This window comes from Streptomyces sp. NPDC001549 (assembly GCF_042894025.1).
Lineage (GTDB): Bacteria > Actinomycetota > Actinomycetes > Streptomycetales > Streptomycetaceae > Streptomyces > Streptomyces kutzneri.
This window is the reverse complement of record NZ_JBIAVJ010000004.1, coordinates 84,786-100,090: the sequence shown is the minus strand read 5'-3', so window position 1 is coordinate 100,090 and position 15,305 is coordinate 84,786. Positions and strand designations below refer to the sequence as shown.

The 15,305-nt window shown below is 75.8% G+C and carries 14 protein-coding genes; 7 read left to right on the top strand and 7 right to left on the bottom strand.

What is annotated here, in order from left to right:
* Positions 1–75: 75 nt before the first annotated feature.
* The 6 genes from ACFY04_RS08240 to ACFY04_RS08215 form a co-directional block, all read right to left on the bottom strand.
* The gene (locus ACFY04_RS08240) at positions 76–609 is read right to left on the bottom strand and encodes a hypothetical protein (protein WP_389114965.1); all 534 of its coding nucleotides are present in this window, start codon (positions 607–609) and stop codon (positions 76–78) included.
* A 60-nt stretch (positions 610–669) separates the two neighbouring features.
* Positions 670–1,317, bottom strand: a complete 648-nt coding sequence (locus tag ACFY04_RS08235) for a GNAT family N-acetyltransferase (RefSeq protein WP_389114964.1) — start codon at positions 1,315–1,317, stop codon at positions 670–672.
* Positions 1,318–1,322: 5 nt separating this feature from the next.
* Positions 1,323–2,057 carry an SDR family oxidoreductase gene (locus tag ACFY04_RS08230; RefSeq protein ID WP_389114963.1) on the bottom strand — a complete coding sequence of 245 codons (735 nt, stop codon included), beginning with the start codon at positions 2,055–2,057 and terminating at the stop codon, positions 1,323–1,325.
* A 148-nt stretch (positions 2,058–2,205) separates the two neighbouring features.
* Positions 2,206–2,709 (bottom strand): SRPBCC family protein, encoded by a 504-nt coding sequence (locus ACFY04_RS08225; RefSeq protein ID WP_314241551.1) that lies wholly within the window; start codon positions 2,707–2,709, stop codon positions 2,206–2,208.
* Between the two features lie 104 nt (positions 2,710–2,813).
* The gene (locus ACFY04_RS08220) at positions 2,814–3,428 is read right to left on the bottom strand and encodes a hypothetical protein (protein WP_389114960.1); all 615 of its coding nucleotides are present in this window, start codon (positions 3,426–3,428) and stop codon (positions 2,814–2,816) included.
* A 31-nt stretch (positions 3,429–3,459) separates the two neighbouring features.
* Positions 3,460–4,554 (bottom strand): NUDIX domain-containing protein, encoded by a 1,095-nt coding sequence (locus ACFY04_RS08215; protein ID WP_389114957.1) that lies wholly within the window; start codon positions 4,552–4,554, stop codon positions 3,460–3,462.
* Positions 4,555–4,852: 298 nt separating this feature from the next.
* On the opposite strand from ACFY04_RS08215, the gene ACFY04_RS08210 reads away from it, so the two are divergent.
* The 7 genes from ACFY04_RS08210 to ACFY04_RS08180 all read left to right on the top strand — a co-directional run bounded on the left by ACFY04_RS08210 (position 4,853) and on the right by ACFY04_RS08180 (position 14,259).
* Positions 4,853–5,065 carry a hypothetical protein gene (locus tag ACFY04_RS08210; RefSeq protein WP_389114956.1) on the top strand — a complete coding sequence of 71 codons (213 nt, stop codon included), beginning with the start codon at positions 4,853–4,855 and terminating at the stop codon, positions 5,063–5,065.
* Entirely contained in the window at positions 5,062–6,282 is a 1,221-nt protein-coding gene (locus tag ACFY04_RS08205) for a DUF418 domain-containing protein (protein WP_389114953.1), read from the top strand. Before ACFY04_RS08210 ends, ACFY04_RS08205 begins: the two co-directional genes overlap by 4 nt.
* A gap of 67 nt (positions 6,283–6,349) precedes the next feature.
* Positions 6,350–6,859 carry a hypothetical protein gene (locus tag ACFY04_RS08200; protein WP_389114952.1) on the top strand — a complete coding sequence of 170 codons (510 nt, stop codon included), beginning with the start codon at positions 6,350–6,352 and terminating at the stop codon, positions 6,857–6,859.
* 205 nt (positions 6,860–7,064) lie between these two features.
* On the top strand, positions 7,065–8,594 hold the full coding sequence (locus tag ACFY04_RS08195) for a hypothetical protein (protein WP_389114950.1): 1,530 nt from the start codon (positions 7,065–7,067) through the stop codon (positions 8,592–8,594).
* 139 nt (positions 8,595–8,733) lie between these two features.
* A complete protein-coding gene (locus ACFY04_RS08190) occupies positions 8,734–9,405 on the top strand; it encodes an NAD(P)-dependent oxidoreductase (RefSeq protein ID WP_389114949.1) in 672 nt (223 codons plus the stop codon).
* Between the two features lie 106 nt (positions 9,406–9,511).
* The gene (locus ACFY04_RS08185; protein ID WP_389114947.1) at positions 9,512–11,353 is read left to right on the top strand and encodes an RNA ligase family protein; all 1,842 of its coding nucleotides are present in this window, start codon (positions 9,512–9,514) and stop codon (positions 11,351–11,353) included.
* Positions 11,353–14,259 carry a poly(A) polymerase gene (locus ACFY04_RS08180; protein ID WP_389114945.1) on the top strand — a complete coding sequence of 969 codons (2,907 nt, stop codon included), beginning with the start codon at positions 11,353–11,355 and terminating at the stop codon, positions 14,257–14,259. Before ACFY04_RS08185 ends, ACFY04_RS08180 begins: the two co-directional genes overlap by 1 nt.
* Positions 14,260–14,321: 62 nt before the next feature.
* Here ACFY04_RS08180 and ACFY04_RS08175 read toward each other — a convergent pair whose 3' ends face one another.
* Complete coding sequence (locus ACFY04_RS08175) at positions 14,322–15,239, bottom strand: NADP-dependent oxidoreductase (RefSeq protein WP_373040114.1); 918 nt, start codon at positions 15,237–15,239, stop codon at positions 14,322–14,324.
* Positions 15,240–15,305: the final 66 nt, after the last annotated feature.

Below are 15,305 nucleotides of genomic sequence, written 5' to 3'. Positions count from 1 at the left end.
CCGGCCGACTCCCTGCCTGTGGCGCGCGGGATCGACCACGACGTCCTGGACCCTTGCCGGTTGCCGGTTGCCGGTTCAGAACGCGGTGCTGCGGCGCAGGCGTTCGGCGGCCGCGTTGCGGACGCGGCGGGTGCGGGCGTCGGTGGCCAGCAGGGTGAGGGCCTCGTACGAGGTCAGCAGGCGGAGGGCGGTGCGCTGGCACCAGTCGGAGGCGGCGGTGAGCTCCTCGGCGGACCAGGGCTCGTCGCGGGTGGCGGCCTTGAGCAGGACCCACTCCCGCAGCCGGCGCTCGGGGAAGGCCCGGCCGGCGAGGGCGGCGGCCATGGCCCGGGCCCAGGCCGGGAATTCCTCGTCGGCGAGCAGTTGTACGGCTCGCCGGTCGAGGTGGGTGACCACCGCGCTCTCGGCCATCACCCGGTCGGGATCGCGCAGCACCTCGGCCACGACCTCCGCCTCGCTCTCCGCGCCCGGGCCCGGCGCCGCGGCCAGGGACTCCAGGTGGCGGGCGTAGCGCCAGTGCTCGGGAGGCGCGTCGGCGTCGGGGCCGTTCATCGGGTCCCGCGCCGGTATGCCCGTGGCGGGTCGCTGCTGGTCGTTTCCTCTCCGCATGGCACCCATTCCACACGACCTCCCCGGGCAGCCGGCGGTCAGGGTGCCGTCAGGGCCTGTTCAGCGGTGCGGAGCCAGCATCAGGGCCTCCGCACCGACCGGTCGGTAGCCCGCGGCCTGGAAGGCTCGGATGCTGCGGGCGTTGCCGGTCGCCTGCTGGGACCAGACCGGCTGCCCGTCGGGGACGAGGTGGCGGGCGGCGCGGGCCAGCTCCCGGCCCAGTCCGCGGTGGCGTACGCCCTCGTCGACCTCGACCGCCGCCTCCCAGCGGCCCGCGACACCGCGGCCGAGGACGAGGACTCCCCCGGCCGCCGACCAGACCCGTACGCCGTCACGGCGGCGCAGGGCCCTGCGTACGCGGGGGTGGTCGGGGTCCGTCGTCTCCACGAGCTCCAGTGCCGGTGCGCCGGGCAGCGGGCCGGCCACGGTGAGCAGGTCGATCGTGTCGGTTCCGCGTCCCGTGCGGTCGAGCAGCGCGGCCAGGAACCGGGGGTTCATGGTGGCGGCCAGCGCGTCGCAGTCGAGGGCGGCGAGGGTGGCGTGGACCCAGTCCGGGTCCTCGTCGGTGAACACCACGGAGTGCGCGGTGAAGGCGATGACGCCCGCGTCGCGCCGGTGTTCCTGCGGAACCACGGTCGTGCGGCCGTCGGGTGGCGGGAACCGCCCCTCGGCCGCCGCGTCCAGGATCTCCGTCAGCGTCCGTCCCATGACCGTCAGACCTGCTCGAAGTGGAAGGACTTGATGAAACAGTCGCGGGGCTGGCCGATCGCGAAGAAGATGCAGTCCACCAGCGACTGCGAGGTGAGCGGGTCCTTCGCCGTGCGCGGCGCGCCCTCCCAGGACTCCGACAGCGGGTCGTGGTTGTCGAAGTCGGGCGGGTAGAGGGAGATGACGCGGACGCCCTGGTCGCGCAGCCTGCGCGAGAGGATCTCGGTGAAGCCGGCCTGGGCGCTCTTGGCGGCGTAGAAGGCCGCGTGGGCGTCGGACCGGTGGTGGCCGGCCTCCCCGCAGCCGGAGACCATGGTGACGATGTCCGGTTTGGCCGACTTCAGGAGCAGCGGGAGGAAGGCCTTGGTGGCCAGGACGGTGCCGGTGGCGCCGGAGGCGAGGGTGTCGGTCACGTCCTCGTCGGAGGCGGACAGCAGGTCCGTGCCGTGCTGGTAGCGGGAGCCGTTGTTGACGAGCACGTCCACGTGGTCGGTGCGGGCTGCGACCGCGGCGGCGAACTCCCGTACGGACGCGGGATCGGTGAGGTCGCAGGCGTAGGCGTGGACACGGTCCGCGTCGTGGCCCTGGGCGCGGATCTCCTCGCGGACGCGCTCGGCGGCTTCGAGGGTGCGGGCGGAGAGGTGGACCTCGGCGCCCCTGCTTGCAAAACGGAGGGCGAGGGTACGCCCGAAGTCGCGGCCGGCGGCGGTGATGACGACGCGGTGGTGCTCCAGTGCCATGTCTGCGCTCCTGATTCGTGGTCTGTACACATGATCTCAGGTGCGGTGCGGGGCACGGCGGTTGGGATGGGGGGACAGTGGAGAGCCGGTCCGTTCGGGGCGACCGGGGGCGCGGACACGGACGCGTACCGGCTCTCCGCGCGACGCCTCAGACCTCGCCCGCCTCCTGCTCCGCCTCCGGCAGCGGAGCCCCGGTCTCCAGCAGGGTCTTGAGGCTGGACGCGAGCATCGGCCAGGCCCGCGCGCACATGCCGATCAGCGTTCCGCCGGGTTCGAAGTCCTCGTGCAGGATGGTCAGCCGTGCGAGGGTGTCGCCGACGGGCTCGATCTCGTACGTCACCTTCGTACGGCGCTCCTTCGCCAGTTCGGCCCGCAGTTCCTCGCCGATCCCGACCGAGGCCGCCCACTGCGGGGTGAAGGTGTGCCAGGTGTAGGAGAGCAGGCGGTCCGGGACACAGCCGAGGACCACCTGTTCGGGGTCACTGGTACGGGCCCCCCGCTCGACCCAGTCCATCGGCGAGCCCACCGCCCAGTCGGTCTCGAAGCTCAGGCCCCAGTACCGGCGGGTGAAGGCGGGCTCGGTGAGGGCCTGCCAGACCCTGGCGGGGTCGGCCTGGATGTACAGGGTGTAGGTGATCGCGCTGTCGCTCATGGCCCCATGCTGCGGGACCGCGGACCGAGGACGCCGGATTTCCCGATCATGGCGGTGGCCGCGGGGCGGGGCCGTACGCCCGCCCGCGCCGCCCCGGACCGCGGTCACTCCACGTGGAAGGCGAGCCCGCACAGCCCGAGGCCGGCCTGCGCCGCGGCCCGCCAGGTGCGGACCGGGCCGTCCAGAACGCTTTCGCGAAGCTCGGTGTCCAGCCAGATCTGCCGCTGCACCCGCTCCCGCTCCCGCTCGCCGGCGGCGAATCCGAGAGCCCGCTCCACCGCGGGCAGCTCCCCGCGCACCTCGGCGGCGGTCAGCACGAAGTTCCCGCACCAGCCGGGCAGCAGGGCCGCGCGCTCGGGGCCGATGGCGTGGAACAGCGCGCTGACCGGGTACGCCTTGCGCTGCACCGAGACGAACATCAGCTCCTGGTCCGGCTGCCGGTCCCAGATGCCGTCCACGAACGAGAACGCGCACAGGTCGTCGACGTGGCGGCCGGGGCGGGTCAGGTCCTGGAAGGAGCGGATCGCCTCGCCCTCGGCCGGGGTGCCGGTCCACCAGGTGCGGTGGTCGGGAAGCGGGGCGCGCTGCCAGGCCGCCCAGCGGCGGCGGGCCCGCGGGCACGTGCGGTCGGCCTCGATGGCCGCCGCCGTCCGCGGCGCGAGGTCCGCGATCACGGAGTCCTCGTGGCAGCTGATCGACCAGGCGCTGGTGAATCCCATGCCCTCGACGGTAGGAGGCGCCACTGACATCTCAGCGGAGCGCGGCCTCCCCGGGGAGTTCCGTGGGCGGGGTGCGGGCGGGGACGGGGAGGCCGAGACGGGCGCGGGCGGCGTGGACCGCCGCGAGCTCGTCGTGGCCCGCCCGCCCCCAGTCGCTCAGTTCGCGGACCTGTTCGGGGGTGGCCAGCAGGCGTGCGTACTCCGGGTCCGGATCCGCGCCCGGGTCCGTGTCCGTGTCCGTGTCCGTGTCCGTGTCCGGGTCCGGATCCGCGCCCGCGCCCGGGAAGAGGCCGGTGAGGCGGGCCGTGATGCGGGCGTGGGCGCCCTGCTCGCCGTACCGGTAGCCGAGCGGGACGGCGTCCTCGGTGGCTGCGGCCGTCGGGGGCGGGAGGTGGGCGGCGCCGGTGGCCCGGGAGATCAGCAGCAGGACCCGGCCGTCGGGGGCGAACAGCCAGGCCGACAGGTCCCGTACGGGCAGCCGCTCCGGGACCGGGCCCGGGTGCCAGGCACCGTGCTGCGGGATCCGCCGGGTGCGCAGGACCCCGAGCCGGTCGAGGGCGGTCGGCGCGGTGGGGCGGCCGTCCTCCAGCAGGGCGGTGCCGGAGCCGTTGACGCGGGCGCGCAGGGCGGACAGCGCGCGGCGGGCGTCGCCGGGATCCATCAGGGCGGGCAGGTCGGCCGGTTCGGCGAAGTGGATGCCGGTGATCTCCTGGGCCGGGAGGCGGACGGCCCCGATCCGGTCGGCGGTCCAGGTGCCGCCGTCGTAGACGTGCAGGATCTCGCCGGGGAAGCGCATCTCGGGCGGGAAGCCGGGGGTGCCGGCCGGGATCCAGTCCACGGCGAGCCCGCGCGGGTAGCGCCCGTCCACGCCGAGCTCCTCGCGCAGCTCGCGGGCGGCCGCCGCGGACGGTGCCTCCCCGGCGTCCACGGCCCCGCCGGGGAGCAGCCGGTCGGCGCGGTAGTCGACGCTCTGCACGAGGATCCGGCCGCGGGTGTCGGTGACGAGGACGACGGCCGCGGTCCAGACGGCGGCCCGCGAGGCCCCGTACTCCGCCGGGGTCATCCAGGTCCCCGTCCGCTCCCGCTCGTGTTCGTCGATCGCGCTCTGGTCGGTCAGCTGCGGCATCGGACTCCGTTCACCGTGGGTGGACCTGCCGGCCTGTGCAACAGCGGGCACGGCTCCCGGGTTACGGCGGCCCGGCCGCCCCCGGCGACCCGGCCGCCCCCGCACCGGCACCCCGCGCCTTTGCCACCCCTATACCTCCTTATTACTTGGTTATGTACTCCCTGGTACGTTCCGGATGCGGACTGGCGGCGTGAAAGCCGCCGGTCCGACCAGTCTTCACGCACCGCAGTTACTGCACGCGCTACCGCACGCACGCCCGGACCGCACGGACCCGCCCGGACCCAGGAGAGACCCACACATGCGACGCGCCTCCCCCACGGGCACCGGCACCCCGGCGGAACCCGGCAGGAGGTGGACCGCGACGGGAACCGCCGGTGCGGCCGCGGGCGCCGCGGTCGCCGGCTTCGACGGGCTGTACGCCGCCGGGCCGCTCCTGGCCGGCGAGGAGGTCGCGCGGGAGACGATGAAGACCCGTCACACCCCGCGCGACCGTGTGACGTGCGGCGCGTGAGGGGCCTCGGCTCGGGGGCGGCCCCGGCCGGGGGGTCCGGCGGCCGGCTGGCCGGGGTCGACGCCGTACGCGGACTGGCCGTCCTCGGCATGTTCGCCGTGCACGTGGGCCCCAGCCCCGAGCCGGAGGGCGCCGGTTACCTCCTCGTCGCGGCCGACGGGCGTGCCCCGGCCCTCTTCACCCTGCTCGCCGGCTTCTCCCTGGTCCTCGCCCAGCGCGGGCTGGACCCGGCGCAGCGCCCGCAGGGCTGGGCGCGCCGCTGGCGCCCCCTGCTGATCCGCTGCGCGCTGCTGGCCGTACTCGGCGTGTGGCTGGCCTCGCTCTGGCCCGGGATCCTGGTCATCCTGGCCTTCTTCGCCGTGTACTTCCTGGCCGCCGAGCCCTTCACCCGGCTGTCCACCCCGGTGCTCACCGCCGTGGCGGGCGTCTCGGTGGTGGCGGGCCCGCTGCTGTCGTTCCTGCTGGGCCCGGTGTTCGGGTACGAGGCGTCCGGGCGCGGGCTGGTCCCCGAGGCCGCCGATCTGGCCAGTTGGTCCGGGCTGGGTTCGGTGCTGCTGGAGCTGCTGCTCACCGGGGCGTATCCGCTGGCCACCTACTTCCCGTACGTGCTGGCCGGGATGGCGCTCGCCCGGCTGTGCGACGTGCGGGAGCGGCCGGTGGCCCGGCGGATGGCGGTGTGGGGCACGGTGGCCGCCGTCGCCGGGTACGGCTCCGCGTGGCTCGCGAGCCACGTGTTCGGCGCCCGGCAGCGGTTGCTGGAGGCGATCGCCGTGCACCATCCGGAGGCCCTCGGCGCGGCCGATCCCGTACGGGAGGTGCTGCAGGGTCAGTACGGCGCCGTGCCCAGCACCTCCTGGGACTGGCTGCTGGTGGCCGATCCCTACAGCCAGACCCCGCTGGAGACCCTGGGCAACGCGGGCGTGGGGTGCGCCCTCATCGGCCTGTGCGCGCTCGCCGCGCGGCACGGGGTGGGCGCGCGGCTGCTGCGTCCGCTCACGCTGCTCGGGGCGATGGCCCTGAGCGCGTACGTCGTCCACGCGCTGGTGCTGGCCGGTCCGGCGCACGGCGCCGCGTCCTGGTCCGCCTGGCTGGCCTTCAGCGGCGCGGCCCTGGCCCTGACCTGGGCCTGGCAGCGGATCTGGGCCGAGAGCCCGCTGCGCCGCGGCCCGGTGGAACACCTGCTCCGGCTGGCCACGCGGGGGCGTGGCCGGGCCTGAGCGCGCGCCGTCACCCGTCCGTGTGACGGGTTCGGCTCGCGCGGCGCCGGTACGGCAGGGTGGGCGGATGCAGCTGCGCCTCGCCCTGCCCCTGACCCTTGCCGCGCTCGTGCTGGCCACCGGGTGCGTGACGGTGCGTCCCGCCGCTCCGCCGGACGCGCTGCGGCCGGCGCCCGCGGCGGCGGCCCGTGCGCAGGACCGGCAACCGACACCCCTCGCACTGCCGTTGAGCCCGCTGCCGACCTCCCCCGAACCCGCCTCGCCGCCCGTCCCGCCCGCGCCGCCCACGCCGCCCGCACCACCCGCTCCGCGCGTGGTCCCGGAGGCCGGGCCGGCACCGGTACCGGTACCGGCCGCGGCCGAGCGGCCGCGTCGCCCCCGCCGGGTCGACGCGCAGCCCCCGCGCACCCGGCAGCCCGCCAGGCAGCCGAAGCCCGCGGCCCCGGCGAAGCCCCGCAAGCGGCCGCCGACGGTGGCCAGGCCCCGGTCGGCGCCGCAGCGTTCGTACGACATGGCCGCCCTGTGCGAGGCCGCCAAGGGCACCGTGCATCCGTCCATCGTCGCCCTCTGCCACTGAGGGCGACAGGGGCGGCGGTGCCGGCCGGTCAGCGGCCGGAGGGGCAGTCCCCGTCGGTGAGGACGGACGGGCACCCGGTGGACGAGGCGCGCAGACTTGCGAGGGTCGTCCACACACTCCTCGCTCCCTGAGCTCGGGTCATGCCCGGGCGGGCCGCGGCGATACCCTCGGAGCCGCGGAACAGACGACACGGGGAGCCAAGAGCATGTACGACGCGGGGCCGTCGGCGGTGGATGCCGTGCGGGCGCTGAAGGAGCTGGCGCGGGAGCGGCCGGACGAGCTGGAGCTGTTCGAGGGGTTCACGGACGCGGAGTTGGACGGCTGGGCCGTGGCGGTGCCCGAGGAGGTGCGGGGCGTTCTGCGGGAGATCGGCGGCCTGGAGACCGAGGACCACGAGTACCGCTTCGGGCCGCGCGGCCGTGAGGTGTTCGCGGACGGCTGCTGGACCCTGGGTGAGACGGACTTCGGCGAGGGCTCGCTGATCGTGGGGGTCGGGGCCGCCGGCTGGGGGCCCGTCGTGGCCGTCAACCCTTGGGGGGCCGACCCCGATGTCACCGTCGAGGCACCGGACTTCACCGCCTGGCTCGCCGGGTTCGCCGAACGGTTCACGGACGGGGTGGCGGACCGGCCGAGGGGGAAGTTCTCCGTACCGGCCACCTCCACCGTCGAACTCGCCGAGGGAGCTGAGGGGGGCGAGAGTCGCGAGGGGCTCGACCGTGAGCTCGTCGCGCTCGTCGGACGCGGCGACCCGCTCACCGATCTCGTCGACCTGCACGGCCTGCCGGGCTATCCGTGCGCCGTGGACTGGGAACCGTACTTCTCCACCTTCCACAACACGGCCGACACGGGAAGCAGCGAGGTCCAGTTCCAGATCGTCGGTGAGGGCCGGGCCCTCCTGCTGCGCAGCGTGGTCAGCGGGGACTTCCTCGGCCGGGCCGTGCGCCGCCACCGCGTGCCGGCCGATGCCGCCCGGCGTGCGGTGGCCGAGCTGCGGGAACTGGCCGACGGCTGCCCCGGCTTCGTCGTGCTCGACGCGGGCTGCGCCGACTCCGTCATGGACGGCTGGGCGGTCCCGGTCCCCGAGGAGGTCCGGACCGTGCTCCGGGAGATCGGCGGGGTGGCGATCGCGGGGCTTCCGGCGCTGCGGCTGCTGCCCGGGGCGCCCGAGCACGCGGTGGACCCCGAGCTGCACCGCATGCTGGGCGGCGACGGTTCGTACTGGCCGATCGCCCGGATCGGCCACGGGCGCGGCCACGCCCTCGCGCAGATCCGTATCGACCCGGCGACCGGCCGGTGGGGGTACGTCGTATCCGTGCCCGGCGACGGCGAGAGCCTGCGGGAGTATCCGGAGCTGGCCCTGCTCGCCGAGTCCCTGCCGGACCTGCTGCTGACCCTCGCACGGCTGGCCCGGCGGGCCGCGGCGGGCCCCGACTTCGCCGCGCGGATGGCCCGGGACACCCGGTGGCTGTTCCCCAACACCGGGGAGCCGTGGCCGCGGCCCGCCCCGGTCGGCGAGTGGGCCGGTTCGGCGGACCCGCTGCTCGCGGCGGCCACCGAGCTGCCGGACGGGACGCACGCCGCGGACCTGCGGGCCGTGCCGATCCCGAGCGACCTGTGCTTCTACCGGGCGGCCGGCTGGCCGTACGCGGCCCGGCTGGAGCGGCTGCACTTCGCGGCGGCCGGCCAGCTGGCCGCCGCGGTGCCGGTTCCGGTGCCGGTGCCGGTCTCGCGCTGACGGTCGCGCGGCTCCCGGGGACCGGTTCATCCGACCGGCCCCGGCCCGGCTGCCCGGGGGTGGCGGGCTGGTTCGCTTGGATGGGCCGGACGGGACCCGACCGGAGCCCCGTACAGCCCTCCACCTCCAGGGAGTCGCCATGACGAAGATCGCCCTCTTCGGCGCGACCGGCACCGTCGGATCCCGGGTGCTGCGCGAAGCACTCCGGCGCGGCCACGAGGTCACGGCCGTCGTCCGCGATCCGGCGAGCCTCCCGGACTCCGTGAGCGGGGCCGGGGCCGGGGCGATCGGGTTGGTGCGCGGCGATGTCCTCGATCCGGCGTCGGTGGCCGCGGCGGTGGCTGGGCACGATGTGGTGGTCAGCGCCTTCGGACCCGGCCGGGGGGACCCCACCACCCTCGTGACCGCCGCGAAGTCGCTGATCGGCGGGGTGCGGTCGCTCGGCACGGACGCTCCCGCGCCGCGGGTGGTCGTCGTCGGCGGGGCGGGGTCGCTGCGCACCCCCGGCGGCCCGCTGGTCCTGGACGAGTCCGGCGTCCCGGCGGCCGTCCTGGCGGTGATGCACGCCCACGGTGAGGCCCTGGACTTCCTGCGCACGGTACCCGTGGAGCAGGTGCGCTGGACCTGCCTGAGCCCGCCCGCGCACATCGCGCCGGGCGAGCGTACGGGCACGTACCGGCTGGGCCTCGACGGCCTGGTGGTCGACGAGGAGGGCCGGAGCCGGATCTCGACGGAGGACTTCGCCGTCGCCCTGGTCGACGAGATCGAGCGCGACGCGCACGCGGGCCGGCGGTTCACCGTCGCCCACTGAGCGGCCGGGAAGGCCTGCGGAAGGCCTGCGGAAAGGTTATTGGGTGGATGCGTCCGGTCGGGCTACCTACAGTGACGGGGCACCCGATGTCGAGCAGGAGCGGATCATGCGCATCCACTATCCCCGTACGCCGCACCTCCCCTGGTCCCCCGGGGCGGCGGCGGACGACGTCCGGGCCGTCGGACTGGCGGGGTTGACCGGACGCGAGGTCGTGGTGACCGAGAAGCTCGACGGGGAGAACACCACCCTCTACGCGGACGGCCTGCACGCACGCTCGCTCGACTCGGCGCACCACCCCTCGCGGGCGTGGGTCAAGGGCCTCCAGGGCCGCATCGGCCCCGGGATCCCGGCCGGGTGGCGGGTGTGCGGGGAGAACCTCTACGCCCGGCATTCGATCCCGTACGAGGACCTGGACAGCTGGTTCTACGGGTTCTCGGTGTGGGACGGGGAGCACTGCCTGGACTGGGACCGGACCGTACGGTTCCTGCGTGGCCTGGGCGTACCCACCCCGCGCGTGCTGTGGCGGGGCGCCTTCGACGAGCGCGCGCTGCGCAGGCTGAAGCTCGACACGGCGCGCCAGGAGGGGTACGTCGTACGGACGGCGGCCGGCTTCGCGCGCGAGGACTTCGGCCGGTGCGTGGCCAAGTGGGTGCGGGGCGGCCATGTGCAGACGAGTACGCACTGGATGTTCGCGCAGGTCGTGCCGAACGGGCTGGGGCCGGCGGCCCCGTTGTGGGCGGTGCGCTCGGGTGCCGGGGCCGATGTGCCGGGGCTGTCCGCCGCCCTCGGGATGCGCGGGACCGACGCCACCGACACCACCGGAGCCGCCGACGCGGACGCGGACGAGGTCGCCGAAGTCGTGGCCCGGATCGACGGGGCGGGACGGACCGGGGAGGACCGGCTGGCCGGTGTCCTGGCGGCCGTGCTCCGCCGCGAGCCGCGGGCCCGGATCGCGGCGCGGATCGCGGCGCGGATCGCGGCGGGCCCGGGCGGGATGGCGCTCGCGCGGCGGGTCGCCGACCTGGTGGGGCTGTACCCGTACCTGCAGCGGCCGTTCCCGGACGAGGACCGGCGGGCCGGGCTGGTCCGGATGGCCGCGGCGGCCGATCTCGGCGTGCTGCACGCACTCGCCGGGGCGCTGGCGGACGGGCCGGCGGCACGGGAGTGCGCGGAGTGGTCCGCGCTGTGCGCCGAGGAGGCCGGGCTGCTCGGCCCGGATCCGCTGGAGGCGCTGCGTGCCGGGCTGGGCGAGGCGCTCGCCGGGCTGGGCGCGGAGGCCGCGGACCGCTGCTGGGCGGAGGCCCGGCGGGCGTTCGCGCAGGGCAGGATCTCGGGTTCCGCGGTGGAGGAAGCCGTGGCGGCGACGTGGCAGTGGCGCGAGGGAACGTTTCCCCGGATGGTGCAGCTGTGCGGGCCCTCGGGCAGCGGGAAGAGCACCTTCGGCCGCGAACTGCCCGGTGTGGACGCGTACATCAGTCTTGACGATCTGCGCACGGCCAGGGGTTCCCGTGCGGACCAGGGGGCCAACCCCGAGGTGCTGAGCGAGGGCCTGGACCGGCTCGACGCGGCCCTGGCCCGCGGCGGGACGGTGGTGTGGGACGCCACCTCGCTCACCGACCAGCAGCGCGGCCTGGCGGGCTCGGTCGCACGGCGCCGTGACGCGCTGGTCACCCACGCGGTGGTGCTGGTGGAGGAGGCGGAGCTGGTGCGGCGCAACGGCGTGCGCCCGCATCCGGTGCCGCCGCAGGTGCTCACCTCGCAGGTGCGCCGGTTCAGCCCGCCGTACGCCGGCCAGGCGCACCGGACGTGGTACATCGGTGCGGCCGGGGTCGTCGAGGACACGGCGGGCGGCCTCACGGCCGGACTCGCGGACACCCGACAGGGACACGGGCAGGGACTGGGACCGGGGCGGGGACCTGGACGGGGACGGGGACGGGGACAGTACTGATGCGTACCAGCGAGGAGCTCTACCACCAGGTCCGCTGGGACTCCCGGTTCGATCCGGCGCGGTTCGTACTCGGACTGCTCCAGCGCGGGGCCGCGCCGAAGCGGGTCCCGCTGCCCTCCTTCGTGCCGGGCGGCGACATCCCCTGGCACCGGGTGCTGTTCGTCGAGGCGGACGGTGAGCTGGTGTGGGACCGTGCCACGGGCGTGGACCGGATCGATGTCACCGCTGCGGGCCGGGTCCGCGATCCGCGGCTGCTGCGGGCCCCGTTCTTCACCGCCCGGACCCCGCACGCGTGGGACCCGGCGGGCGGCGGCGCCTGGCGACCCGCCGACCCGGTGCCCGGAGGCGACACGGCCGCCGCCGCGCCCTCGGTGCGGCTGCTGACCTGGAACACGCTCTGGGACCGGTACGACGCCCCGCGCATCTCCACCGCCCGGCGCAGGCCGCTGCTGCTGGCCGATCTGGCGGCCGCCGATGCCGATGTCATCGCGCTGCAGGAGGTCGAACCCGAGCTGCTCGGCATGCTGCTGGCGGCGCCGTGGGTGCGGGCCTCGTACACCCTCGGTACGGATCCGGGCGGCCGGGACGTCGCCGAGTGCGGGCTGCTGGTGCTCAGCCGGCTTCCGGTGCGGGAGGCGGGGATGCATCTGCTCCGCCCGCACAAGGCGGTCACCGCCGTCACGGTGGACACCGCGGCCGGCCCCCTGGTCGTCGCCAACACCCACCTGACCAGCGACCACACCGAGAACGGCGACGTCCGGCGGGATGTCGAACTGACCCGGCTCGCCGAGGGGCTGGGCGGCATCGAGGCCGGGGTGGCTCTGCTGGGCGACTTCAACGACGGCCGCCACGGCGTCGAGGGGCCGGCGGCCGCGCTCGGCATGCGGGACGCCTGGAGCGACGTCCACGGGGCGGCGGACGACACGCCGACCTTCGACCCGGTGGCCAATCCGCTGGCCGCGGTGGGCTCGCTGTCGGGCCGGTCGGCCCGGCTGGACCGGATCCTGCTGCGGTCCACGACGGCGCGGGTGGCCCGGGCCGCGCTGCGCGGCGACTCACCGGCCCCGGAGGGACTGTTCATCTCCGACCACTTCGGTGTGGAGGCGACGGTGGAATTCGCGGAACGGGGCGGCGCGCCCGCGCGCCTTGACGTACCGGCGACGGCGCGGACGGCGGTGGCATGGCTTCCGCCGCCCCTGCCGGAGGCGGTACGGGAGCTGCGCCACGAGCTCGACCCGCAGGCCGGGCGCTGGCCCGCGCACGTGAACCTGCTCTTCGGCTTCGTGCCGGAGTCCTCCTTCGCCGAGGCGGTACCGCTCCTGGCGGAGGTGGCCGCCGCGGCCGGGCCGTTCGCCGTCCGGCTGGAGGGTGTGCACAGCTTCGGGCACCGTGAGGACGCCACCGTCTGGCTGGACCCGGCGGCGGCCGGTGAGGCGCCGTGGCAGGAGCTCCGGCGCGCGCTGGCGGAACGGTTCCCGAGCTGCCGGGGGCGTGCGGGTGACCGCCACGGCTACACCCCGCATCTGACGCTGGGGCGCAGCCAGGACCCGCAGCGCGCGGTCGCGTCCTTCGCGGCGCGGCTCGGGGGCCCGCTGACCGCGCGGGTCGGGGAGCTGGCCGTGCTCTCGCGTCGCGGGGACGGGCCGATGCGGGTCCGGGCGACGGTGGCACTGGGGACGGGCGAGGTGCGCTGGGACCCGGAGCCGGAAACGAAGACGGAGCCGGAGACGAAAACGAAGGCGGCGGACCGGACCGGGCCAGGACCGGGGCCCGTGATCCGGGAGGAGGACGCCGAGTCGGTCACCGCACGCGTCCGGGCCGCCCTCGGCGACGCGGAGGTGCACCTGGCCGGGTCGCGTCGCATGGGCTGCGCGCTTCCCGAGTCGGACCTGGACCTGGTGGCGGTGCTGCCGGGTCCGGCCGATGCGGCCCTCGTACGGGACCGGGTGGCGGCGGCGCTGCCCGAGGCGGGGCGGCTGCGCGAGGTGACGGGGGCGCGGGTGCCGGGACTGCGGTTCCGCGTCGGCGGGCTGTCGGTGGATCTGGTCGCGGTGACCACCGACGGGCCGGCTCCGGCGCACGCGGTGGCACGGCGGGCCGAGCTGGGCGAGGCGGCCGCGCTCGCGCTGAGCGCGGTCAGCGACGCCGATGCCGTACGGGCACGGGTGGGGGCGGAGCGGCATGCCGCGTTCGCCGGGCTGGCGCGGCGGGTGAAGGCGTGGGCCCGGGCCCGGGGGCTGGACTCGGCGCCGTTCGGCGGGCTGCCCGGGCTGGTCTGGGCGGTTCTCGCGGCGCGCACGGTGGAGGAGGCCGGGGCGCTGCCGCCCGATGCCCTGCTGCGCGAGTTCTTCGGCAGGTGGGCCGCCTGGGACTGGCGTGTGCCCGTCGCGCTGTCGGCGGCGGGGCCGGGCGAGGCGGAGGACGAGCCGGATGCGGTCACGGTCCTCACCCCCTCGGAGCCGGTGCGCAGCTGCACGGCCCAGGTCGGGCCGGGCCTGCGGGACCTGCTGGTCCAGGAGTTGTACGCGGCCTGGGAACTGCTGGAGTCCGGCCCCGCGGACCGCGGGTGGGCCCCGGGGCCACCGCCGCTGCACCGTCGGCACGCCGCCTGGGCGGTGGTGACCGTACGGGCGGCCTCCGCGGGGGAGTTCGAGGAGACCCTGGGCCGGGTGCGGGGGCGGCTGCGGGCCCTGCTCGGCGCGCTGGAGGAGGCCGGTGTCACGGACGTGCACGCCTGGCCCCGGCCCTTCGCGTCGGGCCCGGCCCTGGCCCGCTACGCGATCGGCCTCGGCGCCGCTCCCCCGGACGCGGCGCGCCTGGCCGCCCTGGCCGGCCCCTGGCGGACCGGCCTGCCGGGGGTCGAGGTCTCCTGGGCGGCCGGCGGCGAGGTGCCGGACCTGGTGTGAGGCGTGAGGCGTGACGCGTGAGGCGTGAGGCGTGAGGCGTCAGGGGTCGTACGTCACGTGGGTCAGATCTCGATGATGATCTTCCCTGCCGTGTGCCCGCCCTGGCTCAGCTCGAAGGCGGCCGCCAGCTCGCCCAGCGGGAAGGTCGTGGCGACCGGCACCTTCAGCTGTCCGCTGTCGGCGAGCCGGCCCAGTTCGGCCAGATCGCTGCCTACCGGGCGGACCCACATCCACTCGCCGCCCGCCCCGAGCACACTGGGGTCGGCGATGGAGGCGTGCCGGCCGTCGTCGTGAAGCACCTCCCGGGTGACGGCGCCGACGCCGCCGACGAAGTCCGCGACGACCGTGGGACCGTCGGGTACGAGGGCCCGTACGCGCGCGGCGAGTCCGTCCCCGTACTCGATGGGTTCGGCCCCGAGTTCGCGTACCCGGTCGTGGTTGCGCGGGGAGGCGGTGCCGATGACCCGGGCGCCCAGTGCGCGGGCGATCTGCACGCCGAAGGAGCCGACCCCGCCCGCCGCGCCGTGGATGAGGACGGTGTCGTCCTTGCCGGTGCCGAGGCGGGTGAGGAGCTGGTAGGCGGTGAGCCCGGCGAGCGGGAGTCCGGCGGCCTCGGCCCAGCCGAGGGAGGCGGGCTTGTGCGCGAGGGCGCGTACGGGCACGGTGACGAACTCGGCGAAGGTCCCGCCGTGCACGTAGTCCTTGCGGGCGTACGCGATGACCTCGTCGCCCTCGGCGTATTCGGGGGTGTCGATGCCGACCCGCTCGACGGTGCCGGACACGTCCCAGCCGGGGACCACCGGGTAGACGACGTCCATCAGGGGGTCGAGCCCGCCCGCCATGATCTTCCAGTCGACGGGGTTCACGGCGGCGCACTTGACCCTGACGAGGACCTCACCGGGTCCGACCTTGGGCATCGGCAGCCGGGTCTCGGAGAGCACCTCCGTCCCGCCGTACGTCTCGTACGCCATCGCCCGCATGGTTTCCTGGCTGCTGCCGCCCGACTGGGACATGTACCCGGCCTCTCCGTGTGCTGGTGGAACCCG